16 protein-coding genes are annotated in these 24,997 nt (G+C 41.5%); 8 read left to right on the forward strand and 8 right to left on the reverse strand.

Annotated features, from left to right (window positions below):
• Positions 1–10: 10 nt before the first annotated feature.
• Complete coding sequence (locus tag D7Z94_RS05300) at positions 11–853, reverse strand: alpha/beta hydrolase (RefSeq protein ID WP_120710455.1); 843 nt, start codon at positions 851–853, stop codon at positions 11–13.
• Between the two features lie 314 nt (positions 854–1,167).
• Here D7Z94_RS05300 and D7Z94_RS05305 point away from each other — a divergent pair, with 314 nt between their 5' ends.
• The 3 genes from D7Z94_RS05305 (at position 1,168) to D7Z94_RS05315 (ending at position 4,441) form a co-directional block, all read left to right on the forward strand.
• Positions 1,168–1,662, forward strand: coding sequence for a DoxX family protein (locus tag D7Z94_RS05305; RefSeq protein WP_120710456.1), 495 nt, complete (start codon positions 1,168–1,170; stop codon positions 1,660–1,662).
• Entirely contained in the window at positions 1,659–3,308 is a 1,650-nt protein-coding gene (locus tag D7Z94_RS05310; protein ID WP_120710457.1) for a Gfo/Idh/MocA family protein, read from the forward strand. Before D7Z94_RS05305 ends, D7Z94_RS05310 begins: the two co-directional genes overlap by 4 nt.
• A gap of 404 nt (positions 3,309–3,712) precedes the next feature.
• Complete coding sequence (locus D7Z94_RS05315; protein ID WP_120710458.1) at positions 3,713–4,441, forward strand: energy transducer TonB; 729 nt, start codon at positions 3,713–3,715, stop codon at positions 4,439–4,441.
• A 21-nt stretch (positions 4,442–4,462) separates the two neighbouring features.
• On the opposite strand, the gene D7Z94_RS05320 is transcribed toward D7Z94_RS05315, so the two are convergent.
• Positions 4,463–5,359: a metallophosphoesterase gene (locus tag D7Z94_RS05320; RefSeq protein WP_120710459.1), complete on the reverse strand. Its 897-nt coding sequence runs from the start codon at positions 5,357–5,359 to the stop codon at positions 4,463–4,465.
• 114 nt (positions 5,360–5,473) lie between these two features.
• Between D7Z94_RS05320 and D7Z94_RS05325 the strand changes: the two genes are divergently transcribed.
• Positions 5,474–7,855 carry a GAF domain-containing protein gene (locus D7Z94_RS05325; RefSeq protein ID WP_120710884.1) on the forward strand — a complete coding sequence of 794 codons (2,382 nt, stop codon included), beginning with the start codon at positions 5,474–5,476 and terminating at the stop codon, positions 7,853–7,855.
• On the opposite strand, the gene D7Z94_RS05330 is transcribed toward D7Z94_RS05325, so the two are convergent.
• Positions 7,852–9,057, reverse strand: coding sequence for a Pycsar system effector family protein (locus D7Z94_RS05330; RefSeq protein ID WP_120710460.1), 1,206 nt, complete (start codon positions 9,055–9,057; stop codon positions 7,852–7,854). The genes D7Z94_RS05325 and D7Z94_RS05330 overlap by 4 nt on opposite strands.
• Positions 9,058–9,114: 57 nt before the next feature.
• On the opposite strand from D7Z94_RS05330, the gene D7Z94_RS05335 reads away from it, so the two are divergent.
• The gene (locus D7Z94_RS05335) at positions 9,115–12,825 is read left to right on the forward strand and encodes a ShlB/FhaC/HecB family hemolysin secretion/activation protein (RefSeq protein ID WP_120710461.1); all 3,711 of its coding nucleotides are present in this window, start codon (positions 9,115–9,117) and stop codon (positions 12,823–12,825) included.
• Positions 12,826–12,832: 7 nt separating this feature from the next.
• On the opposite strand, the gene D7Z94_RS05340 is transcribed toward D7Z94_RS05335, so the two are convergent.
• From D7Z94_RS05340 to D7Z94_RS05360, 5 genes are all read right to left on the reverse strand, one after another.
• Positions 12,833–13,684, reverse strand: coding sequence for an NHL repeat-containing protein (locus D7Z94_RS05340; protein WP_120710462.1), 852 nt, complete (start codon positions 13,682–13,684; stop codon positions 12,833–12,835).
• Positions 13,677–15,029: a vanadium-dependent haloperoxidase gene (locus D7Z94_RS05345; RefSeq protein ID WP_120710463.1), complete on the reverse strand. Its 1,353-nt coding sequence runs from the start codon at positions 15,027–15,029 to the stop codon at positions 13,677–13,679. The genes D7Z94_RS05340 and D7Z94_RS05345 overlap by 8 nt, the downstream gene beginning before the upstream one ends.
• 307 nt (positions 15,030–15,336) lie before the next feature.
• Positions 15,337–16,989 (reverse strand): sodium/sugar symporter, encoded by a 1,653-nt coding sequence (locus D7Z94_RS05350; RefSeq protein WP_120710464.1) that lies wholly within the window; start codon positions 16,987–16,989, stop codon positions 15,337–15,339.
• A 198-nt stretch (positions 16,990–17,187) separates the two neighbouring features.
• On the reverse strand, positions 17,188–18,513 hold the full coding sequence (gene xylA, locus D7Z94_RS05355) for a xylose isomerase (protein ID WP_120710465.1): 1,326 nt from the start codon (positions 18,511–18,513) through the stop codon (positions 17,188–17,190).
• 3 nt (positions 18,514–18,516) lie between these two features.
• Entirely contained in the window at positions 18,517–20,001 is a 1,485-nt protein-coding gene (locus D7Z94_RS05360; RefSeq protein WP_120710466.1) for a xylulokinase, read from the reverse strand.
• A 266-nt stretch (positions 20,002–20,267) separates the two neighbouring features.
• Here D7Z94_RS05360 and D7Z94_RS05365 point away from each other — a divergent pair, with 266 nt between their 5' ends.
• The 3 genes from D7Z94_RS05365 to D7Z94_RS05375 are packed head-to-tail and all read left to right on the forward strand — an operon-like array spanning position 20,268 to position 24,997.
• Positions 20,268–21,029 (forward strand): hypothetical protein, encoded by a 762-nt coding sequence (locus D7Z94_RS05365; protein ID WP_147415829.1) that lies wholly within the window; start codon positions 20,268–20,270, stop codon positions 21,027–21,029.
• Complete coding sequence (locus tag D7Z94_RS05370) at positions 21,026–23,788, forward strand: TonB-dependent receptor (protein WP_120710468.1); 2,763 nt, start codon at positions 21,026–21,028, stop codon at positions 23,786–23,788. The genes D7Z94_RS05365 and D7Z94_RS05370 overlap by 4 nt, the downstream gene beginning before the upstream one ends.
• A gap of 12 nt (positions 23,789–23,800) precedes the next feature.
• A complete protein-coding gene (locus D7Z94_RS05375; RefSeq protein ID WP_120710469.1) occupies positions 23,801–24,997 on the forward strand; it encodes a DUF4249 domain-containing protein in 1,197 nt (398 codons plus the stop codon).

The raw sequence follows: 24,997 nt of genomic DNA on the forward strand, positions 1-24,997 counted from the left end.
AGCATTATACCTATTCAATTTCAATTACCGGATTTTGCCCCAAATAACCCAAGGACTGTAAGAATAGATCCGTTTCCAAAACCGTTTCCTTGTATAGATGAAGATTTCTATAGTTAAAAAACCCATGACCTTCCCCTTCATAAAGTTTCAGCATACAATTACTTCCTACTTTTTCCATAACGGTTTTATAATATTGGGCAGTTTCCACGGGAATAAGCTGGTCGTTGGTACCCAGAAATAATATCGTTGGTGGGGCTCCTTTTTTTATGTTATGGAGCGGGGAAAAGTCCTTGTAGGCCGTTCCGATTCTTTCATACCCATAGCCTCCTGGACCGTTATCTATAACCGGATTAAAAAGTGCCAATGCATTGGGAACACAGCTAATGGACATATCATCGGTTTCTTCGTTATACTTTTCTATCAATGCGGTAGCAGCGGCCAAATGGCCACCGGCCGAACCTCCGGCTGCAATTATTTTTGAGGGATCAATACCAAATTCAGAAGCATTTTTACGGATAAACCTTAGGGAAGATTTAGCGTCCTTCAATGACTCAAAAGGTGTGGTGCCGTGCTTGCTCTCCGTTCGATAATCCACCAAGAAGCAGATAAGGCCCCTTTGCGAAAAGTACCGGGCATGATTCAAAAAGTGGTATCGGTCGCCACCTTTCCATCCTCCTCCAAAAAAGAAGACCAGGGCAGGATATTTGTTCTTTGCCTTAATATTTTCAGGTGCATAGATTTCAACGAATAACCGTGTGGTATCGATTTGTTTGTAGAGTAGTTTTCTCTGGGCCGTACACGTGATAAAGTAGAACATGAAAATCATCGCCAAAATGGAATACTTTCTTAACATATCCTACGCATTTAGGTTAGGTCTAAAAGTAACGATTTAAGCTATCCGAATGAAGCAGCTTATATTTTTTTAAAGAGATGTGTGACAATAGTGTCAATTTCGCCTATATTTTGTGAGATACCCTTTAAAAAACAGGAAAGAATAGCAATTGTTTAAAAATTTAGTCCGAAATTTATGGACATGATAAATATCATAAAAACTCAAGCAATACGGGCGTAGCTTTGAAAATTATCGAGCACACTATGGGGCTTGGTGTTTTGAGCTTTTAGCGCTTATTTCCAGCACAGACTAGTATAACCAAAATATCTAATCGTATGATAACAATTCGAAATGAAAAACACTTGAGAAATGGACTCGTACTATTGCGACTTTTTATCGGGTGGCATTTTTTGTATGAGGGGATTATTAAATTATATAATCCTGATTGGACCTCCTTCGGGTATTTGGCATCGGCGCAAGGACCTTTTAGACCACTTTTTGTGGCAATCACTAACGATTCCTTGATAGGCATCGCGGATTGGTTGAATGTAATGGCCTTGATTTTTGTGGGCATTACCCTAGTTTTAGGAATCTGGGAGAAATGGGGAGCCTTGGTCGGGATGTTCCTATTGGCTTTATATTATCTTGCCCATCCTTCGTTTCCATGGGTTACCCAATTAAATGTTGAAGGAAGTTACTGGTTTGTAAACAAAAATCTTATAGAACTTATGGCCTGTTTTGTACTTTATCAAGTTCCTACAGGGCAGTTTTTTGGATTGAGTGGAATTCTCAAAAAAAATAAGGAAATAACTAAAACCGAATTATCATGAAATGGACAAGAAGAGACGCGCTTAAAGGTCTAGGGGGTATTCCGATACTAGGTGCCGTTTGGTGGGCAGGTGCCGCCAATACAGTTTCCAAGAAAAAGGAACGTTCCGCCATATTGGAACAATTGAACATACAACCCTCCTTGCCGGAAGCGGTACCCGGTATTGGTGGTGACCCGGTACGAGTGGGGATTATCGGTTTTGGTATTCGAGGCCAGCAATTGTGCCGTGCACTTGGCTTTGCTACCAAAAAATGGAAAGAGGATATGAAATTGGCCGCTGAGGAAAATCCAAAACATTCCGCCCTTAAAGATTTTATGGCACAAGAAAAACTGAACATAAAATTAACCGGAGTTTGCGATATTTTTGATTATCGGGCAAACCTTGCATTGGATTCGTTTACTACGGACGATAACAAGATAAAGAGATATCGTACGCATCAGGAGATGATTCGCAGTGGAGAGGTAGATGCCGTAGTAATAGCCACTCCAGATCATTGGCATGCACCAATGGCCATAGATGCCTTGGAAAACAATATACATGTATATATTGAGAAACCTATGACGCATACCGTTGAGGAGACCTATCGATTACGGGACGCGGCCAGGAAATCAAAAGCCGTTTTGCAGGTAGGTCATCAACATAGGCAGACCTTAAGTTTCCAGACGGCCAAGGATATCCTCAATAAAGGAACTCTTGGACATGTATCCTTGATTCAAACCAATACCAACCGAAATGATGATAACGGAGCCTGGATGTATCACATTCATGAAGATGCCAGTCCACAAACCATTGATTGGGATATGTTCTTAGGGTCTGCCCCTAAAGTTCCTTTCAACAAAAATCACTTCTTTAGATGGCGTAAATGGTGGGCTTACGGTTCAGGACTTTCCGGTGACTTGTTGTCCCATGATTATGATCGTCTGAATTGTGTTTTGGAAATGGGAATCCCAGATTCGGTAATGACTTCCGGAGGAATCTATACCCATAATGACGGACGCAACGTACCGGACGTATTACAAGTAAACATGGAATTTCCGAATTACTCAACAGGCAGTAGCCAAAAAGAAGGCAAGGAGAAGGGAATGACCTTTGTGTACAGTGCAACCTTGGGCAATGGCTTTAACCGCCCCACCATTCTTATGGGCCATGATGGTACCATGGAGCTCGGTAACCGATTGACGGTTTGGCCAGATGGTAGATCTACACGATATGCCGATATGATCGAGGAAGGTAAAATGAGTCCAAACGTACCTATTTATCAGTACAATCCAGGAGCAAACTCCCCGGATGCCGTGGCTTCGGCTACCTCACAGTATTTTGCGGACAAAGGACTTATGTGGACCTATATCAACGGAGCTCGTGTAGATTCAACATTCCTTCACATGCGGGAATGGCTAAGTGCCGCCAAAAATGGAGGCAAATTGAGTTGTGGAATAGATGAAGGTTTCGAAGAGGCTATTTCTTCGCATATGGCAGGACTTTCCTATAAATTGGGAAGAAGAATCGAATGGGACCGGGAAAAGGAAATACTTAAGCCTATTGAAGGTATTGACTTTGACCAGGCACTTCTAGCCAATACCACCGCAGAGAATGTTCCTAAGTTTTTGGAAATGCAACAAATGCAAATGGATAAGATAGAAGGGTAAAGGTCTCATAGCGGCCCTACTGTTTTATTCCTAGAAAACCCCGATCAATTTGATCGGGGTTTTTTGGTTTCCGATTCCAAGGCTTTGAAATGCGCTACATCGTTTGGTTTGCTTCTGTATTTGCCGGATTGAAAAAATACATTATTGTCATTATTTGCGGGATTAACAGACCTGTAAATGATGATTTATCAAAAAAAAACTATCAAAATTACGGACATGATATTTGTCATGTTTTTTCCGCGTTCAAGATTTTACATTTATACTAATAAACAAAAGAACCATTCTCTAGGATAAGGGCATTATCCAAAGTGCAATTTATAAAAACCCAATGCACATTTATCCTGGATTGACCTGATTTTATAAAGTATGGGTTGTATTTATTTTTAACGCTAAATTTTTTTAAGATGAGACCTAAAAAAAACCCAAAAGCAGATTTAAATAAGGATAGTGGCCTTTTTTTCGTAATAGGCCTTACCATAGTCCTTTTCCTTACTTGGAGGGCCCTGGAGTACAAGACGTATGAGACCGATGATTATGTTGTAGAAGCCATGAATGTGGTGGACGACATAAAGGAAAATGTACCACAAACAGAACAGATCAAAACCCCTCCCCCTCCTCCTCCACCATCTGCACCGGAAATTATTGAAGTAGTTGAGGATACTGAGGAAATAGAGGAAACGGTTATTGAAAGTACGGAGATAAACCAAGAGACCGTAATCGATGCGGTCATTGAGGTTGATGACGTTGCCGTTGGCGAGGAGGAAGAGGAGATTACGGTTCCCTTTGCCGTCATAGAAAATGTACCGATTTTTCCCGGTTGCGAGAATATGAGCACCAATGAAGAACGAAAGGCCTGTTTCCAAAAGAAAATACAGGAGCATGTTATTAAGCAGTTCAAGTATCCAGCTACTGCCGCTGAACTTGGAATTCAAGGTAGGGTGTTCGTTCAGTTTGTCATAGACACCAAAGGGTATATTACCGGTGTAAGGACACGTGGTCCGGATTCCAATTTGGAAAAAGAAGCTAGCCGTATTATAGCATCCCTTCCTCAAATGACACCGGGTATGCAAAGAGGCCGAGCTGTTAAGGTTCCGTATAGTATCCCCGTAAACTTTGTATTGCGAACCAACTAGCCTTATGGAAGGGCCCTAGTCTTAGGCGATCTGATAATCGGCGAGCTTTTGGGGCCCTTCCAATAATAATCGTACAATTTGCAAAGTGCCATCTTCACGGGTGGCAATTTGCCATTTTATAAGGGCTATTTTTCCATTTTCAATTTCAATTCCGGTTATACTTCTCGGATGTACACAGCTACCATCGTTAAAAAAAGGAATATCCCCAGGTTCAGGAAAACGCGGTCTATGGGTATGCCCCGCAATTGTAATCAATAATTTGTTCCGCAGTATCCATTTTTTGATCCGTCTTTCTACCTTTCGCAGTTCCTTATAGTTTTTTGCTGGGCTTGTGGGGTCTGCAATACCCCATACCTGCAAAGGTTTCCAGAGTACCCGGACCAAAAATCTGCCCCAACGCCAAAAAGTATAGTTCCACCAATCCGCTTGGTGGCCATGGGTCAAAAAAAGTTCTTGTTGGGTTTCCCGATGTTTTAGGACAATGGCTTCATTATATGTGATACCCTCAAAAAGCTCCTTGTCCTTATCATCAATAGGTTCAAAATAGCTGGACAGATGTTTCTTTACATATTGAGGGTCTTTATAGACCATATCATGGTTTCCCCAAATCATATGCAAACGATTTTCCAGATGAAATTGGCGCAGTAGCTTAAAAACATTTTTGTGGGCCTCAAAGATGGATTCAAAATGTATATTTTCCCAGAGCTCGTCCCCATCACCAAGTTCGCAGTACTCAAAACCCTCATTGAAGTAATGCCTTAACGCATGGAAATAAATATTCCGGTTGTTGGCAAAGTCATCCGCAAAACTGTTATCCCCCCGATGACAATCACTGAAGAGAATAAATTTGGAATTATCATCAAAAGGAACAATTCTGGCATTTTGGTAGGCTCTGGTTAACCGAAAATTGGAAGACATTCTATTATTTTCTATAAATATCCAAAAAAAGCGATGAAACGCTTAAAGAATACGTTAACAATATTCCATTTTTTCTTTTGTAACTTTACCCCCTCTTAAACGACTAACATGGGCATGAAGGACAACAGAAATGTAGAGTCGCCTTTTATCCAGCTGATCAGTTTTAACAAATTGTTGAAGCAGTACGATGCTATGCTCGAAAGCGATGACGAGTTTTTGGTTGCCAAGGCAAAACGCGTCCTAGAGGCACAGGCTCCCTATCCGGAACTTCGTGATGGATTTGCAGATGTCTCTCTTTTAAAAAAACATGAAAAGGTTATACGAATCATTCTAGAGGATGCCTTTTCCGAAGTCCTAACGGACAATGAAATCAAAGCGGCCTCAATACCCTTTGATAATGTGGTCTTTAACTCCTCAAGACGGTTTCAAAAAATATTGGAAAACGCCGGGAAGGATTTTGTCCCTGAGATGCGCAATATGCCCGAAGACCAAATGTACATTGTTGCCTGTACCGTTATCCTAAATTTCCATTACGGTTTCCCCCTGGATTTCAAAAGACCGTTCTTCTATGACATCCCGGATGCCAATGGGGTAATGCGGCATTACCGAATTTTATATAATGCCGATTTTTTTGAAATATATCCCACGGATAAAGCCAAGGACTTGACCCAGGAGGACGTGGATGAGCTTCTGGAAAATTTTGATAATCCTGAAATCTGGAAAGAGAAAATTCCTCCCAATAGCTTCATATCCAAGGGCTTTGTAATATCCAACATGTTCGATGTAACGGTTGAGCACTCCATTTCCGAAATAAAATCGGGTCTTATCGCTAGTGATAAAAGAGGTAGCGATAACTTTATGGAAGAGCTCCAAGAGACCTTTCAATCTTTTTTCAACCTTCCGAAAATCAGGGTAGGGTTCGTGGCCTACAATCCGGAAACGAATCAGTTCGAGAAGGTCTATGGAAAGGGGATGAACAGTTTTATTTTAAACGATTCTGAAATAGAGGCCTGTGATGCTGCCTTATGCCAAGGCTCTTATAGTAAATTATTGAAGGACAACGAGTATTTTTCCATTTCCAATGTAGATAAGTATTACAAGCTCTCTGGAGGCATTAATCCCTATAAAAATCTGAAGGAGCAAGGAATAAAGAGTGCCATTTTTGCACCCATTGCCGAAAATGGAAAGTTACTTGGAGTGCTAGAACTGGTTTCCAAGAAAGTAAATGAGCTTAATAGTGTCAACGCCACCAAATTGGAGGATGTTATGCCCTATATAGTATCCGCTGTGCAACGCTCCAAGGCCGAGGAAGAAAATTTGATAGACGCAATTATCCAGCACGAATGCACTTCGGTTCATGAATCGGTGTACTGGCGTTTTAGGGAAGAGGCCAAACATTTTATTAAAGATAACTTGGAGGGAGGACAACCCTCTTTCAAGGAAATTGTCTTTAAGGATGTTCATCCGTTATATGGTCAAATAGATATCAAGAATTCCTCCCAGGCCAGAAATACGGCCATTCAGCGGGATTTGATGATACAGCTCTCGGAAATCAATGATGTTTTAGCCGAGGCTTTTAAACTAAACAAATTACCCATTTATGAAGAACTTATGTTCAGGGTAAACAATCATATAGACGCCATACGAGATGTACTCCATACTAACAGCGAACAGGCGATTTTCAATTTTGTAAAGGAAGAAATCGTTCCTGTTTTTAACCACTTAAAACAAGCGGATAGTACCCTGACGAATTTAATATCCGCTTATGAGGCCAAAATCGACAAGGGGACCGAATCCTATTATGATCATCGGAGGAACTATGATGAAACCGTAATGGAGATTAATCAGGAATTGGTAGCCGTAATGGATAGGAAGCAGGAAGACGCCCAGGCTATGTTTCCACATTATTTTGAGCGATATAAAACGGATGGTGTAGAGCACAATATGTATATCGGTGATTCCATTGTGGGGGATCAGGATTTTGACCCTCTTTATCTCAATAATCTTAGGTTGTGGCAGTTACAAGTAATGTGCGAAATGGAAAACACACATTACAATCTAAAACCTCATCTTCCGGTTCCGTTGGATGTGGCTTCGCTCATATTAGTGTACAATACTTCTTTGTCCATTCGTTTTCGCATGGACGAAAAACGGTTTGATGTAGATGGAACCTACAACGCCCGTTATGAAATCATTAAAAAACGCATCGATAAATCATTTGTAAAGGGCACTAATGAACGTCTTACGCAACCTGGAAAAATGGTCATCGTATATTCTCAAAAGAAAGATGAGCTGGAATATTTGAGGTATGTCAAATACTTAAAATCCAAGGGCTATTTTGATGGCAAGGTAGAAATTGTAGAGTTGGAAGGTTTGCAAGGGGTATCAGGTCTTAAGGCAATTAGAGCCAATATTTTGTATAAGACCAAGGACGCAAAAACTGCATCCGAAAAAACATATACCTATGATGACCTTATGGAAGAATTGAATTCCTAAGGTTGAGGCAACTCCAAAACTCTTTCTGGCCCAAAAAATTTAAAGGCTATTCCAAAGGCAATTACAGAGAGTACCATTCCTATCATAAAAATGGTATAGGTTAAACGTAGAATCCTGTATTTTTTATCCAAGACCTTTCCTAAAAAGTAAAGATCTTTGGTCAGTGACTTATATACATAAACTTGGTCTTTGATCAATTCTTGAATAGCCCATTCATATTCCGGAAGCTTCATTTTATGAAAGTTTCCAAAAAAGAGAAGATTTACCTTTTGCTCCTTAACATCTTCTTTAGTAAACTCGCCACGAGTAACGTTGGGCCGTGTGGCTAAAATTGAGAGTATCATGGAAATCACACTGAATATGATAAAAATAACCGTAGGATAAATAAGGTAATCATTGGAGGGATTGTCCAGTTTGGGAATAAGATTGGCCAGGACCAGTGAAATGATAATCGCATTAACGGATAACAATATATTGGCCTTGGTGTCCGCAATGTCACTTAGTTTTAAATGATTGCGCATGGTAACCCTAAACAGTGTCTGTATGCCACGTTCCGGACTCTGGTTTTTAAGCTGTGCCTTAAGTTGTTCCTTTTTTAAAAGCTTTCTATCCTCTTTTTTATTTTTTAGAATATCGGCCAAATTTTTGTCTTTGCGGTCCTGCCAGTTTTCTTTGGCATAGTCCGTATAGAATCTGTGTTCGGACCGAAACATTTTTACATTGGCCTCTTGCCATTCTTTGAACGAGTATTCCGCTATGCCCAATTTTGCCAATTCCTCGCGGAGCAATTCCGAGGTTTGCAAATAGCTCTTTTGCCCAAGATGGGACGAATCCGCATCCCTAATGATTTCTTCGGAAAGGGTTTGAGGCTGATAAAAGCGTTTTGTGGCCATAATCAATGCGGAAACATCCTGTATTAATCTGTTATCAAACCCCTCTGATTCTAAAAATTCCTTGGCTATGGAACAACTTGCCTCTTCATGATTCTCAGTACCTTTTGTGTATCCGGTATCATGAAGCCAAGCAGCCAGAACAAGTGCATTATTTTCTTTATCTTTTAAATTGTAAAAATTCAATAGTTCTTGCGTACTTTCAACAACTCGTTGGGTATGACGTAAGTTGTGGTACAGATACTCGGAATCCAATTGATTGGTCAACAAATCAGTTACAAAATGTTTAGTTTTTTCAAGAATTTCCGACATACCAAGGGATTTAATGGATTTCACAAATTACAAAAATTTAGTTTCTAGAACATCTTTATGAAGAAATATTACTTAGTAATCTTGCTTCTGCTGTTCATCAGCAGTTGTGCAACCTACAAAACAAAATATTTGGAGGGAACAGGATTGTCCAATACCCCCGCCAATAAACAAGTATCCCACACCTTTTATTTGATTGGGGATGCCGGTTTGTCACCCATTGGAGATATGAACCCCGCGCTCCGGATGTTTAAAAGTAAATTGGATAAAGCGGATAAAAATAGCACTGCTATATTTTTAGGTGACAATATATACCCGGCAGGATTACCCAATCCAAAGAAAGATGCAATGAGCTATAAAACGGCCGCGAATCATTTGGATGCACAATTGGAAACCTTAAAAAACTACAAAGGAAGACCACTCTTTATTCCAGGCAACCACGATTGGTATAACGAGGGCCTAATTGGTCTGGAACGTGAAGAAGATTATATAAAGGAAAGGTTGGAACAGAAGGACCCATTTCTTCCCGAAAATGGATGTCCTCTGGAGACCATTGAAATAAATGAAGACCTGGTAGTAATTGTAATAGATACAGAATGGTATTTGGCCAATTGGGACAAACACCCGACCATGAACGACAAATGTGATATAAAAAGTAGGGATAAATTTTTGTTGGAACTAGCGGATGAAATCAAGGGTAATAGGCAGCGGACTACATTGATAGCAATGCATCATCCCATGTTCAGTTATGGTCCACACGGAGGACAATTTTCCCTTCGCCAACAATTGTATCCTGACAATGGGAATTTTCCCCTGCCTATTTTGGGGTCTTTGGCTAATTTGCTCAGGAAAACCTCTGGGGCCTCTATAGAGGACCTACAGAACAAAAGGTACATCGAACTAAGAAATAGAATTATCACTTTGGCCCAATATTCTGAAAAAGTCATATTTGCATCGGGCCATGAGCATACCTTGCAGTACATTGTGGAGAATGGCATCCCCCAAATTGTAAGTGGCTCCGGTGCAAAGAAAGGAAATACCCGACTTTTGAACGGAAGCAAATTCTCCACGGGAAGCATGGGTTATGCTACTTTGGAAGTCTTTGAAGACGGCTCATCCTTTGTTACTTACTATGGGGTGGGGGATTATGGTAATGAGGAACCTCTATTTGGATCCCCTGTTCTACCTCCGGACAGAAAACCTATCGCCAGAACTTATCCGGAAACTTTTCCCGATACGGTAAGGGCCTCCGTTTATTCTGAAGAAGAGATTGACAAATCGGGTTTCTTTAAGACTATTTGGGGAGAACGCTATCGCAAATATTACGCAACCAAAGTTGCCGCACCTACGGTAGATTTGGACACACTCTTAGGAGGACTTACACCGGTCAGGAAAGGAGGTGGTAATCAGTCCAAATCGCTACGGTTACGCCATAAAAGCGGAAAAGAATACGTGATGCGTGCCTTACGCAAGCAGGCGGATCTATATCTACAAGCCATGGTGTTCACAGAACAATATATAACCGATGATCTAGAGGATACCTTTACGGTAGAATTACTGGAGGATTTTTATACCGGCTCACACCCCTATGCCCCTTTTACTGTAGGTGCGTTATCCGATGCCATTGGCATTTATCATACCAATCCAGTTCTCTACTATGTTCCAAAACAAGATGCTCTGGAAGGGTTTAATGAGGAATTTGGGGATGAACTTTATATGATAGAGGAGCATGCCGGTGATGGGCATGGAGATTTAAAAAGTTATGGCTATGCCGATGAACTTAAAAGTACGGACGCCATGCTGGAAGACCTTCGCGATGACGAAAAATATGAGGTGGATAGCGAAATGTATCTAAGGGCCCGATTATTTGATATGGTAATCGGGGATTGGGACCGTCATGTGGATCAATGGCGTTGGGCCGAATTTAAGAATAAGGACACAGGAAAAATTATTTACAAACCTATACCCCGGGATAGAGATCAGGCCTATTCCATAATGGGAGATGGACTCTTTATGGGCCTCGCCACACGTATTATTCCGGGCTTACGATTAATGGAAGGTTTTAAGGAAGAAATCAGAAGTGTTCAGGGCTTTAATTCATCCCCGAAGACTTACGTTTTGGATATGGCGGTGCTAACGGAGACCCATCCACAACAATGGAGGGCTCAGGCCAAGTTTATAAAGGATAACCTTACCGCTAAAGTAATCGACGAGGCTTTTCAGTATTTTCCGGAGGAAGTAAGGGATGAAACCATAAGCAAGATAAAACAGATACTTCTGTCCCGAGTCGCTAAAATCGATGAAACCGCAATGGAGTACTATCAGGTCATGAACAAATATGCAACTATAATTGGTACGGATAAGGATGATTGGTTTCAAATAACACGCACCAGTTCCAACGAAACGGAGGTAAAGGTATATCGCATTATCGACGGAAAGAAGGATCGGTTATTTTTTAGCAAAAAGTTCTCTGCCGAAACTACCAAAGAGCTTTGGATATATGGTTTGGATGATGATGATCATTTTGAAGTAACCGGTGAAAGCAACAATAGAATAAGATTACGGCTCATTGGCGGTCAGAATAATGATGTTTATGACATTAAAAATGGAAATCGGGTTGCAATCTATGATCACAAAAGCAAAAAAAATACGCTAAAAGAAGTACGTGGAGCAAAAGTAAAATTGACCAATGATTATGAAACCAATACCTATAGGCCTTTAAAAATAAGAAATAGTACAAACCAGTTTATTCCTACGATAGGTTTTAATCCGGATGATGGAATGAAAATAGGTTTTACGGATACCTACACCTTTAATGGCTTTCGTCAGAACCCGTTTACCCAGCAACATACGGTAAATGCGGCTTTTTATTTTGCCACAAACGGTTTTGAGCTGGGATATCGAGGAGAGTTTGCCCATATATTCGAAAATTGGAACTTGGAATTGGGCGCGCGTTTTACCAGCCCAAATTTCGCGGTCAACTTTTTTGGCTTTGGTAACGATACACCCAATTTTGATGATGATTTCGAGTTGGACTTCAATCGGGTAAAATTGCAGACTTTACGATTTTCCCCTGCTCTGGTCTGGCGTGGACAATTGGGTGGCAAAGTGCGCTTTGGGGCTACCTATGAGACCATAGATGTGGAAGAGACAGAAAACCGGTTTATAAATGAATTTGCCACTCAGAATACTCTGATTCCAGAAAATAGTTTTGTGGGAGTAGATGGGGAGTATACTTTTAGCAATGCGGATTATTCCGGGTTCCCTACTTTAGGCATGGCTACGTCACTTCTGGCGGGATATAGAAGCAATGTAAGCAATTCGGGCAGTTTTGGATATGTAGTTCCAAGTCTTACCATAGCTTATAAACTGGTATCCAGTGGTCGTTTGGTATTGGGGACCAAAATGAAGGGCCACTTCAATATTGGGGATGGCTATGAATTTTACCAAGCTGCTAGCATAGGTGGTGTAGACGGGCTTCGAGGATTTCGGAATCAAAGATTTACGGGCAAAAAAGCCTATTATCAAAATACGGATATTCGCTATAGTTTTCGTAAAATGCGTACAGGAATTGTGCCCACTGCCTTAGGTATGTATGCGGGATTTGATTATGGCAGGGTCTGGCAGCCCGACCAGGACTCCGATACATGGCATACCTCCTATGGTCTTGGATTTTTTGCCAATGCCGCCGATATTTTTTCTTTCCGAACGGCTTTGTTCAATAGTAAGGATGGCCCACGGTTTACCTTTGGTGTAGGTTTCGGTTTCTAGGAGCTGATTAATTTATGGGAAATGAATACAAATTCCTTCCGGTAGTCCCTCGTTTTTCATCGGAAATTAAAAGCGTGGAATCATTCTTAAAACTTACGGCCTCTAATTGGGAACGCGCACCCAAGTCAATTTCCATGGAAGTTCCCTGTAGGAAATCATTGTCCGTAAAATCGGTGAGTTTCCATAGTTTTCCATAGCTCAAGAGCACTATGGTCTTTTCATCGGGAGAAATATCCGCCGAGGTAATCTGGCAGGTTTTCCAGTCATCACAAGTTTTGAAAGTGCCCATAAAAATGGCCTTATGTTTCCCGGGATGGTCGGGTATTTTGTACAATAGTGCTGTGCCAGGAAATGGTTCGGCCCTATTTTTAGTAATGATATAAAGGAAATTGCCATAATGAAAAAAAGCCTCTGTATCATAATACATCCTTGCTTTTTTTGGAGGAAACTTTTTTTGTTCGGGGTAGTGGAATCTAATCTGTTCCGCATCGATTTTATCACCTGGCTCTACTTCCGGGTTGGGCAGTTTGTAGATAACCAAATCTTTGCGTTCATTTGAATTATTTCCGAAATCCCCAATGTAGAGATTTCCCTTTTTGTCCTTGGCCAAATCTTCCCAATCCTTGTTTTTGGCATTTTTGACCTTTAATTTTTTTAAGAGGGTTCCTTTAAAATCTACTTGATAGATTTCATCTGGGTTGCCACCATCCTCAATCAGCCAAATGGTTGAATCGGAAAATGTAGCGATTCCTGAATTTTCATTCAATTTCTTGGGAAGCTTCGTTATAAAGGTGAGTTGGCCGTAGTTGGCGCAGCTGACAAAGAAAACGATACATAGGAAAGGTAGCAACCTAATCATTTGCAGCCAAATCCTTGGTTGCCTTCATCCTTAAATTGTCAAGTACGAACTTTCCCAGGTCACGCCCTTGTTTAACGCCAACCTGTACGGCTGCCCTGTAATGGATACCACCATACATTCGGCTAATGGCGGCTTCATCGGCCGCCTCGTTGAACGAATTGAAACTTCTTATGGGAAGCCCATAAGGGACTTCCGTGTCATCATCAAAGGCAAAATTATCTCCAAAAATATCGGTTAAAGCCGTTGCCGCAGCTCCTGATACCACACTATGTCCACTGGTATATTCCGGGAATGGGGGAGTTTGAAGTACGGGTTTCCAATCGTCATCAATATGCTGATTGATCAGAGTTTCTGGACGGATGAGGTTACTGCGGTACTTTTCGTCCCAACAGCTGATAAAGGCGTCGGCCATGGCGATGGACGCCTTGGTATACGCGTAAACCGTTTTATCAAAATCACTATCCGTCTTCCGGGCAGCAATTTTGGTAATACCTATCCAATGGGCTCCCGGGGTTATCTTTTTGGTGGCGAACATCAAATGGCCCCGGGTAACGGAAACATAAGGATTACAGTCCCAAAACTGCGCTATTTCTATTTCTTCCGATTCATCGCCCTCTTCGGTAATTTGCAAGCTTATGTCATAGACCTCTTTCAATTCCTTGTAAAAATCCGAACTTTCTTCCATAGAGAACGGTGGTGGTGGGGTAGGTTTAAATTGGCTAGCAGAATCTATCACAAAAGGACGAATTTTGTTCCAGTGTGGCTCTATACCATCCATATAGGCCGGGGGGGTAGGTTGCCAGCGTGTAGGGTCATCCGTGTCCACCGTAAATTTTGGCATGGTACGGGTCTGGGCATAATTGTCCTTATTCATCCATGTTCCTATATGATCCGCCACTTTTAAGCCGTAGATTTTGGAGGCGTTAAATACGGTAGGGTTTTTATTTTCCCATACCCCATAGAGGCTATCTCGAAAAACTTCCATTCTCTCCTCGGAGAAAATTAGGCGTTTGTTCAATTCCATATGGGCGGTCATGGCGGCCAATGGATAATTAATAGTAACGCCTTTTTCCGGTTTGGGAATAGAATCCAGTTGTTTTAACTGCCCTGCCAGAGAAAGATAATCATCATTTCCCAACGCCATAATTTCATAAGCTGCTACATTTGGATAGGCAAAAATACGGCTGGCGACAGGTGGAGAGAAAATATCATGGATCATGATTTCTGTAACCTTATCAACCGAGGCATGCAACTCTTCGGGGGTTATGGTTATAGGTTCTTCCTTTTTTGTGCCACATGAAACCCATAGCACCGAAATAACACATATCGCCAATATCTTCTTCATTTTTCTACTTTTTATTTTATATAAATGCCCTTTATGGTGCGAGGTCGTTATTACCTCTGGTTGGTTTTTTGATTGTCCTATCGAGATGTCCGCATTAACAATTGGGAAAGATTTAGACCTGATTAGTGCCCAAAATTACATCATTTTCAATTCGTATCAAAACGTGGCAAGTAGGCCAAAACGAACGTAAACCATTTTTATGGGAACAAGGTTCTATTTTGTCGAACATGGATCGCACCTTATATGGATAAGGGCGCAAAACAATACCCCGGATTAAATTAAAACAAGGGTATACTTGCTTAATGACTTAGCTCCAAAAGAAAGCATAGATTGCAGCTATAATAATCATCGCCGCAAAGGCTCCAATATTGAATTTTGAGCTTGTATTAAAGATTCCCTTTGTTAGCGAAATTCCCTTGGGGTCTTCTTCTCCCTTGTTTTGGAGTAAACTTACCGCAACAATCACCAACATGGTAAGTATGGCAGTATATCCCATTTGATCCATGAACGGAACGTCTACAAAAACAGGACTGGAGGACCATCCGTTTTGGGCTACCTTGAAATACAAGGCAATCGGAATGGAGACCAACGCGCCGATAATGGCCGCCTTGTTCGTGGTTTTTTTCCAAAACAATCCCAGAATAAAAACAGCCAATATTCCTGGGCTTACCAAACCCGTGTATTCTTGGATAAACTGAAAAGCCTGATCGATACCACCCAGAAGGGGTGCCATTATACATGCAATAACAAGTGCAACAGCTGCAGATAGCCTACCAACGTTAACAGTGGTCTTATCAGTGGCATTTTTGTTGATATATTGCCTATAGATATCCATGGTGAAAATGGTAGATGTAGAATTTAACATGGATGCCAACGAAGAGACCACTGCGGCGGCCAAAGCGGCAAATGCCACACCTTTTAGTCCCGTGGGCAAGAATTGTAACAACCATGGATAGGCTTTATCTGCTTGCTCCAATGAAGGCGCGTTATTTAATGCCACATCGCCTAGACGATTCATGGTTTCTGCATCATTTATCATTACATAGGCAGCTATTCCTGGTACTACAACGATAACTGGTATAACAATTTTCAAGAAAGCGGCCAAAATAATTCCCTTTTGGGATTCACGTAAGGATTTGGCGGCGAGTGTCCGCTGAATGATGTATTGGTTGAATCCCCAATAGTAGAGATTGGCCACCCATAGACCGCCTACCAAAACACCTAGGCCGGGAAGATTTTTATATTCTGGGTTCGATTCGTCCAAAATCATAACAAATTTTTCAGGAACAGCTTCATAAACAGTTTGAAGTCCTGCCAAAACGCCATTGCCATCAGAGACCGTATTTAATGCCAGATAAGTGGTCACCAGCCCACCCAATACCAGGAAGATAACCTGGATAACATCGGTCCAGGCGACGGCGGAAAGACCTCCATATAGGGAGTAGGCAGCAGCAAATAGGGCAAGACCGATCACACCATAGACCATAGGAATTCCCATAATAGTCTCTAAAGCCAAAGACCCCAAATACAATACCGAAGCCAGATTAACAAAAACGTAAAGCGCGATCCAAAAAACGGCCAAGATGGTCTTTAAGTTGGTAGAATATCGCTTTTCTACAAATTCAGGAATGGTATATAATCCCTTTTCTATGAAAATCGGTAAGAAATACTTCCCTACGATCAGCAAGGTTATGGCAGCCATCCACTCGTAGGAGGCAATGGCCAATCCCACAGCAAAACCGGAACCGGACATGCCAATAAACTGTTCTGCAGAAATATTGGCGGCGATCAATGAGGCACCAATGGCCCACCAGGGTAACGATTTGCTGGCCAAAAAGTAATCTTCTGCATTTTTTTGATGTCCTTTTTTATCCCTGGATACCCAGAGGCCCACCCCAAGGATTAAAAAAGCATAGGCTATAAAAATGAAGTAATCCCAAAATTCGAAAGACGAAGTCATAGTTGTATTGGCTGGTTATTAGTACTAAAAATTCCGTAATGGTCTAGCAAAGTAACTGTTTTGCTTAAAAAAACCATCGAATTTCTCAAATTCTTTGCCCTTTAATTATGGATTTAACAAAGACACCCGAAGTTTTACAAAACTTCGGGTGTACATGTTTGTAGAATTCAATCTATTGTTAGGTACAAAAGGAAATTCTTAAATGTACTGATTGATGATATTCTCGAATAATTCCTGTTTACCACTTTGCAATTGAAGCTCTCCATTTTCTTTGGCGATTTCGTATAGGTCCTTGAATTCCAATTTGCCATTTTCAAAGTCTTTCCCTTTTCCGGAGTCATACGAACCATAACGTTCTTTTCGGAGTGTCGTGTATTGAGAAGAGGAAATGATTTTATCCGCCGTAATCAAAGCGCGTGCAAAGGTATCCGCTCCACCAATATGAGCATGGAATACATCTTCCATATCTGTAGAATTTCTTCTTATTTTGGCATCAAAGTTAACACCTCCGCCTTGCAGCCCGCCGGCCTGCAAAAATACCAACATGGCCTCGGTGACTTCGGTAAGGTTATTTGGAAATTGATCGGTGTCCCATCCATTTTGATAATCACCGCGGTTTGCATCTACACTTCCCAACATACCATGGGCTGCGGCCATTTCCAGCTCGTGCTGAAAGGTATGGCTCGCCAAGGTGGCATGGTTCACCTCAATGTTCAGTTTAAAATCGTCCTGTAGCCCATGCTGATGTAAAAATCCGACCACAGTGGCAGCATCAAAGTCATATTGATGTTTCATGGGCTCCATTGGTTTAGGTTCTATAAAGAAGGTTCCGGTAAAGCCCTGCTTTCTGGCATAGTCACGGGCCATGCCCAAAAAGCGACCCATATGGTCCAGCTCACGTTTCATATCAGTATTCAAGAGCGACATATACCCTTCACGACCGCCCCAGAAAACATAATTCTCACCATCCAGCGCTATTGTGGCATCCAAAGCCAATTTTATTTGCCCTCCTGCGCGGGCCAATACATTAAAATCAGGATTGGTAGAGGCACCATTCATGTATCTGGGGTTAGAAAAGCAATTTGCCGTTCCCCATAACAACTTAACCCCAGATTCGGACTTTTTGCCTTTTATATAATCTACAATTGTGGCCAATCTTTTTTCTGATTCCGCAAATGTGGAGGCTTCCTGGATTAGGTCAAAATCATGAAAACAGAAATAATCAAAACCCATTTTAGTGATGAACTCAAAGGCAGCATCCGCTTTTGCCTTGGCCGCGTCAACCGCATCGGAAGGCTGGTCCCAGGGAAAGTTCTGTGTTCCCGGTCCAAAGGGATCTGCCCCCTGTCCGCAGAAGGTATGCCAATAGGCTATGGCAAATTTAAAATGTTCCCGCATCGTCTTTCCAGCAATGACCTGTTCGGGATTGTAGTATTTGAATGCCAATGGATTATCGGAATCCTTACCCTCAAATTTAATTTCCCCAATTCCTTTAAAATATTCCTTGTCTCCTATTAGTGCCATGTTTTACGAATTATTGATTAAGAGTTTTAGTTGTTGTTTCCATGTATTGTAAGCAGATTTATATTCCGACCGATTACTTAAAGGCTCAAACTTCATGAGATAGTCATTCTCCATAATGTTCTTTCCAAAGGTTTTAAAATCGCCTTTATGGAGCTCACAGGCCCTGGCGGCACCAATGGCTCCGGTGGTATCATAGATTTCAATTTCCTGTCCTATAAGGGTAGCAATGGTCTTTGAAAAAATATCCGATCGAAAGAGGTTGTCATTACCAGCTCTAATTACTGTTGGGCGAATACCATCGGATTCCATAATTTCCATTCCATAAACGAAGGAAAATGCAATACCTTCCAAAGCCGCTCTGCATAAATGGGCCTTGGAATGGTTGTTTAAATTTATGTTGGACATTTGTGTGCCCAAGGTCTTGTTGTCCAACATTCGTTCCGCTCCGTTTCCAAAAGGATGTATCAGCACCCCATCCGATCCAATAGGGACAGAAGCGGCCAAATCGTTCATTTCCGAATAGTCCGAAACATCTAGGTTGTTCATAAGCCACCGGTACTGTATCCCAGATCCATTGATACAAAGCAATTTACCTATTCTAGGATTTGAGACTGTATAATTCACATGGGCAAAATTGTTCACCCTAGAACTCTCTTTTACAGACAGATTTTCAGTTATGGCATAAACCACTCCCGAGGTTCCTCCAGTTGCCGCAACTTCGCCCGGATTAAAAACGTTTAGGGAAAGTGCGTTGTTGGGTTGGTCTCCGGCACGATATAGAATCGGAGTGCCTTGTGCCAACCCGGACATGGCGGCTCCTTCTTTTGAAACCTTGCCTTGAACGGAAAATGTATCCGCAATATCGGGAACCATTTTCTTGTCAATCCCATAATGCTCCAACAACCAATCCGCTAGGTCATTATTCTTAAAATCCCAAAATATACCTTCTGATAGCCCCGAAATTGTAGAGCAGATTTCACCACTCAATTTATAGGCTACATAATCGCCTGGAAGCATAAACTTGTATATCTTTTGGTAAACTTCCGGCTCATGGTCCTTCACCCATTTAAGTTTGGATGCCGTAAAATTTGACGGGGAATTTAACAATTGGGAAGCGCATTTATCATTTCCCAGCTCATCGAAAGCTTTCTGTCCTATGTTTACGGCCCTGCTGTCACACCAAATAATGGAATTTCTTTGTGGGATGCCATTTTCATCTACAACAACAAGACCATGCATTTGATAGGAAATACCGATTCCGGTAATATCCTTTGGGTCTATGCCGTGTTTTTGGAGCAATGCTTTTGTGGCATTGCAGACATGTTGCCACCAATCGTCCGGATGTTGTTCCGCCCAACCATTTTCCAAGGCTATCATGCCCATCTCAACCTTGGGTTCGCTGACTACATCCAAACTTTTCCCGGATGCAGTGGCTACCAGGGCGGCCTTTATCGAAGAACTTCCAATATCATATCCGATGGAGTACATGCTACTTATTTTTGCGGGGTTTAAGATATTATTTTAGACTCGTTGTAGCAAATTCCTAGGAATTAATCTGTAAAAGTTTAGCGCGTAATTACAGTGCAGTTTAAATTTAGGATACAGCATGGCGGCAGAAGGTTGTCTTTTTACCTTATTTCAGAAACCATAGCCCATTTTATTCTAAAGGTTTTGTTTATGGCCTATGAATAATTGTGAAAAACCCCTATCTTAATTGAAAAATAAAAAATTACTAAATCCCCGAAAACCTTGGTTTGAAAATTACGTACCCTATTCATTTCCTTCAGTTGTTATTTGGACTTTTTGGTGTATGGTCGCCATGTTTGATTTTTGGCCAAATATCCGAAGAAGACCCTTCCACATACGCTTGGTTCGATGACATGATAGGGCAAACCAATTCGGGAATATTTGAGGGCGTAGCCTATACCGAAGAGTTTCGAGCCATTAACGATGAACATCAATTTTTTAGGGAACCCTATTTTATTTTGGGTTCGGTAGTCTATGATGGTCAACCCTATTTTGAGGTAAATTTGCGCTATGATGTATATAATGATCAGTTGTCCATTAAGAATGAAAAATCGAGCAGATTGCCCATCATGGTATTGGATAAGGAAAAAGTAGCGGAATTTCAGATAGGCCAACATCAGTTCAAACATTTAAGTGGAAAAGAAGCTAGAGGGAATATTTCCGGTTTCTTCGAAATCCTAATTGAAAAGGACTCTCTAGGCTTGTTCAAAAAACATCGAAAGAAGCGATTCAAGAGGACCGATGAAGAAGTTTTGTACTATGAGTTCAAGGATGGTTACACCTATTATTTAAGACGGGGTCCCGATTTTTACGTCTTTAAAAAGGCCAACGACCTTAACGGGATTTTTCCAAAGTATAGAAAAGAGGTAAAGGCACTACGCAATCGTTATGCTTCTTTAGGAAAATCGGATACCGATGAATATATGAAATCCATTTTGTTAGACTTATCAGCTCTTATCTCCAACCAAAGCGATAAGGGAAGTCTATGAGATCCATAACGACCATAGTGTTATTGCTTTGTTTCACGTTTTTAATGGGTCAGGAGGAGGAGCGGAAAGTATCCTTGGAAATCCAAAATAAATCAATTACCGAACTATTGTCGGAAATAGAGCAGGAGACAGATTTTCAATTCTATTATGCGGAACAATGGTTGGATACTACAGCTTTGGACAAGAGCTATAAAAATGAATCTGTTGAAACCATTCTAACCGATCTTTTTCAGAACACGCAGATTAATTTCTTTATTACTTGGGACGATCGGGTTATTTTGACTCGCAATAATAGTATCTATGGAAATCTACCAGAAGGGTTCTTTACCAAACCCGAACAGGTAGAGACGGAAGAAATACTTCAAGAAAATGTTTCAGCCGGCCCCATTCTCCTAGGAAAACAAAATGATGGACCGGACAAGGTCTTGGAAACCATACGCATAGGTAGGGAGCGTAAAACGAATAGACGGGATCAACTTACCCTTTCAGGTTATGTCACCAACACCAGTACAGGGGAACCCATTGCCAACCTTGCTATCGTTGTGAGGAAGTTGAATATCGGAGCGGTAACGGATAATACCGGTTTTTATGAAATCAAATTGCCCTCCGGATTGAATGTATTGGAAACCAGTTCCATGGGCGTTGAGAGTTCCCGCAGAAATGTGATTATTTATGATAACGGTAAGCTTGACTTTAACCTGGAGGAGAATTTTGAACAACTAGACGAGGTAGTTGTGGCCGCCGATGCCACAAGGAATGTTGAGGATACTTCAACGGGAAATACACGTATCGGTTCGGAAGCCTCAAAAAATATTCCCTTGGTTCTAGGAGAACGGGATGTTCTTAAGATCGCTACTACCCTTCCCGGGGTATCCACCGCAGGAGAAGGTTCCGCAGGATTTAATGTAAGGGGAGGTAAGACCGATCAAAATCTTATCCTCCTAGATAATGCTGTAATTTATAATCCTACGCATTTCTTTGGTTTTTTTCAGGCGTTTAACCCATTTGCCATAAATGATCTTAATATTTACAAGGGAAGTATTCCAGCCGAGTTTGGAGGTAGGTTGTCATCGGTTTTTGACATTAGTAGCAAGGATGCCAGTAACACCAAATTTAAAGGTGAGGTTTCGGTGGGTCCGGTGACTTCAAATGCCGTTGTGGAGATTCCCTTGGCCCAGGAAAAGGCCGGACTTATGGTAGGAGCACGTGGCGCTTATTCGGATTGGATTTTGCGTTCCTTGGACGAAGAGAACCTGAATAACAGTCAGGCTTCCTTTTATGATTTTATAACCAAGTATAATCATAAAATCAATGACAACAACGAGTTAAGGGCAACTGCATATTATACTAGGGACATCTTTAGTATAACTTCGGATTCCTTGTTCGACTATAGCAATCGTTTGCTTTCCTTGCAGTGGAACCGTAAACTGAGCGAAAAAAGTTCCGGGACCTTGATGTTAAATAACAGTCAATATAAATTCAATATCGATTTTGATGGCAGCACAAATAGAAACTTTGAGCAAGGGTTTCAAATAGATGAGACGGAGCTAAAGCTTCAATTGAAATACCTACTCAAAGAATCCCATACCATTGACTATGGAATTTCCGGAAAATTGTATTCGGTGCTTCCTGGGGAGATAGCCCCAAAAGGCTCCAATGATATCATACAGCCGTTGGCCGTTCCCGAAGAAAGAGCGTTGGAGTCCGCCCTTTTTGTATCCGATAACTATAAGGTCAATGAAAAATTGCAATTGGATTTAGGACTGCGTTATTCGTTTTATGCCGCATTGGGCCCTTCCACACAACGAATATATCGGGAAGGAGCACCCAGGACCGATGCCAATGTAGCCGGCTCCGAAACTTTTGACAACAATGAAATTTTTGAGACCTATGGTGGGCCGGAGGCCCGTATCTCCGCGCGATATCTTTTAAATGATAGCCTATCCATTAAGGCAAGCTTCAACAACACCTATCAATTTATACATACCCTTTCCAATAATACCACGGTATCTCCCGTGGATACCTGGAAACTTTCGGACCGTAATATAGAACCTCAGCAGGCCAACCAGTTTTCATTGGGGATTTACAAGAATATCAAAGAATATGAGCTTAGTTTGGAAGGTTTTTACAAAAGGCAGAACAATATCATAGACTTCAAGACAGGAGCCCAATTGTTCCTCAATGAGAATATAGAGACCGAAGTATTACAAGGAAAGGGGAAAGCATATGGGGTGGAATTATTGATCCGTAAGAACCGGGGAAAACTGAATGGTTGGCTAGGGTACACCTATTCCCGTTCATTTTTTCAGCTGGATAGTGAATTTCCCCAGGAACGCGTAAACGACGGTGAATTTTTCCCATCGAATTTTGATAAGCCCCATGACCTAAGTCTCGTATTAAATTACAAGCTTACCAGGCGATTCAGTTTTTCCGGTAATTTTGTGTACCAAACCGGAAGACCGGTTACGTTTCCTGTCGGGAACTATGAATTTAACGGGAACGAGTTTGTGCTTTATAGTGAACGGAACCAATTCCGGATTCCGGATTTCTATCGTTTGGATATTGGTTTCAATATTGAGGGGAACCATAAAATAAAAAAGTTTGCCCATAGTTTCTGGACTATTTCCGTTTACAACGTTCTAGGAAGGAACAACCCCTATTCGGTTTTTTTTGTTTCGCAGGATGGGGAAATAGAGGCACTACAAAGCTCCATTTTTACCATACCGATACCGTCGATTACCTATAATTTTAGATTTTGAACCAATACATATATGTACGCTACGACCATACATAAAAAACAATTTCCCGTACAATGCATCGGTATGGCCCTGTTGTTATGGATCTTTGGTTGTACCGAACCTTTTGAGGGCACAGTTGAAGGTTTTGAGGATGTTTTGGTGGTCGATGCGCTAATCACCAATGAAAATAAAAGACAAGAAATACGGTTGACCCGATCTTTTCGTTTTGATGAAGATGGACCCCAAGCCGAAGAAAATGCCAATGTTACCGTTGAGGATGGAGAAGGAGGGCAATTTGTATTTGATGAAGAGGAGCCCGGAATCTATTTATCCAACCCCCCGTTTTCCGCGGAAATGGGCAAGGCCTACAGTCTATCCATAACCACAGAGGATGGTAGGTCCTATCGCTCGGATACCATACAATTGCCAACGGCCTCTACTACAATAGACGAATTGTATGCGGAACGGACCGCAAATGATCAGGGGGAAGAGGGTATGGGTATCTTTGTGGATACTTTTGACCCCTCCCGGCAGTCCAATTATTATAGATACGAATATGAGGAAACTTTTAAGATAATAGCACCTCTTTGGGGTCCCAATGATGTAGTATTCATTATTCAGCTCTCCACGGGCCCTGTGTTTGAAGTAATTTTACGTGAGCGGGAAGAACGGACCTGTTATGGTACCGATAGGGAAAAGACTATTGAGGTAGTCAACACCTTAAACCTTTCCGAGGATAGATTAAGCCGTTACCCAGTAAGGTTTATTAATCGCAACAATTACATCTTGTCGCACCGCTATAGTATTTTGGTTAGGCAATATGTGCAGACCCCGGAAGCATTTGACTATTATGAAGCCCTTAAGGGGTTGTCACAATCTCCCAATAGTGTTTTTACCGAGGATCAACCAGGGTTCCTACCAGGGAATATCTTTTCGGTGGATAATGAGGATGAGAATATTGCTGGGTTTTTTGAAGTTGCCGCAATAGACGAAAAACGGATATTCTTCAGTTATGAAGACTTTTTTCCGGGGGAGGAGTTGCCTCCTTATATTCAAGAATGTATCGGTTCCCCAGCTTTTGGAGAGGACCTCAAAGGAATATTGGACCGGGGTAACAGTGTGCTATATAAATTTGACCCAAGTCAAGGCGGTTACTTAATGACCCCAAGTGCATGTGGGGATTGTACCGCTTTAGGCAGCAATAAGGTGCCGGATTTTTGGATAGAATAA

The organism is Ulvibacterium marinum (assembly GCF_003626755.1).
In the GTDB taxonomy this organism is placed as follows: Bacteria; Bacteroidota; Bacteroidia; order Flavobacteriales; family Flavobacteriaceae; genus Ulvibacterium; species Ulvibacterium marinum.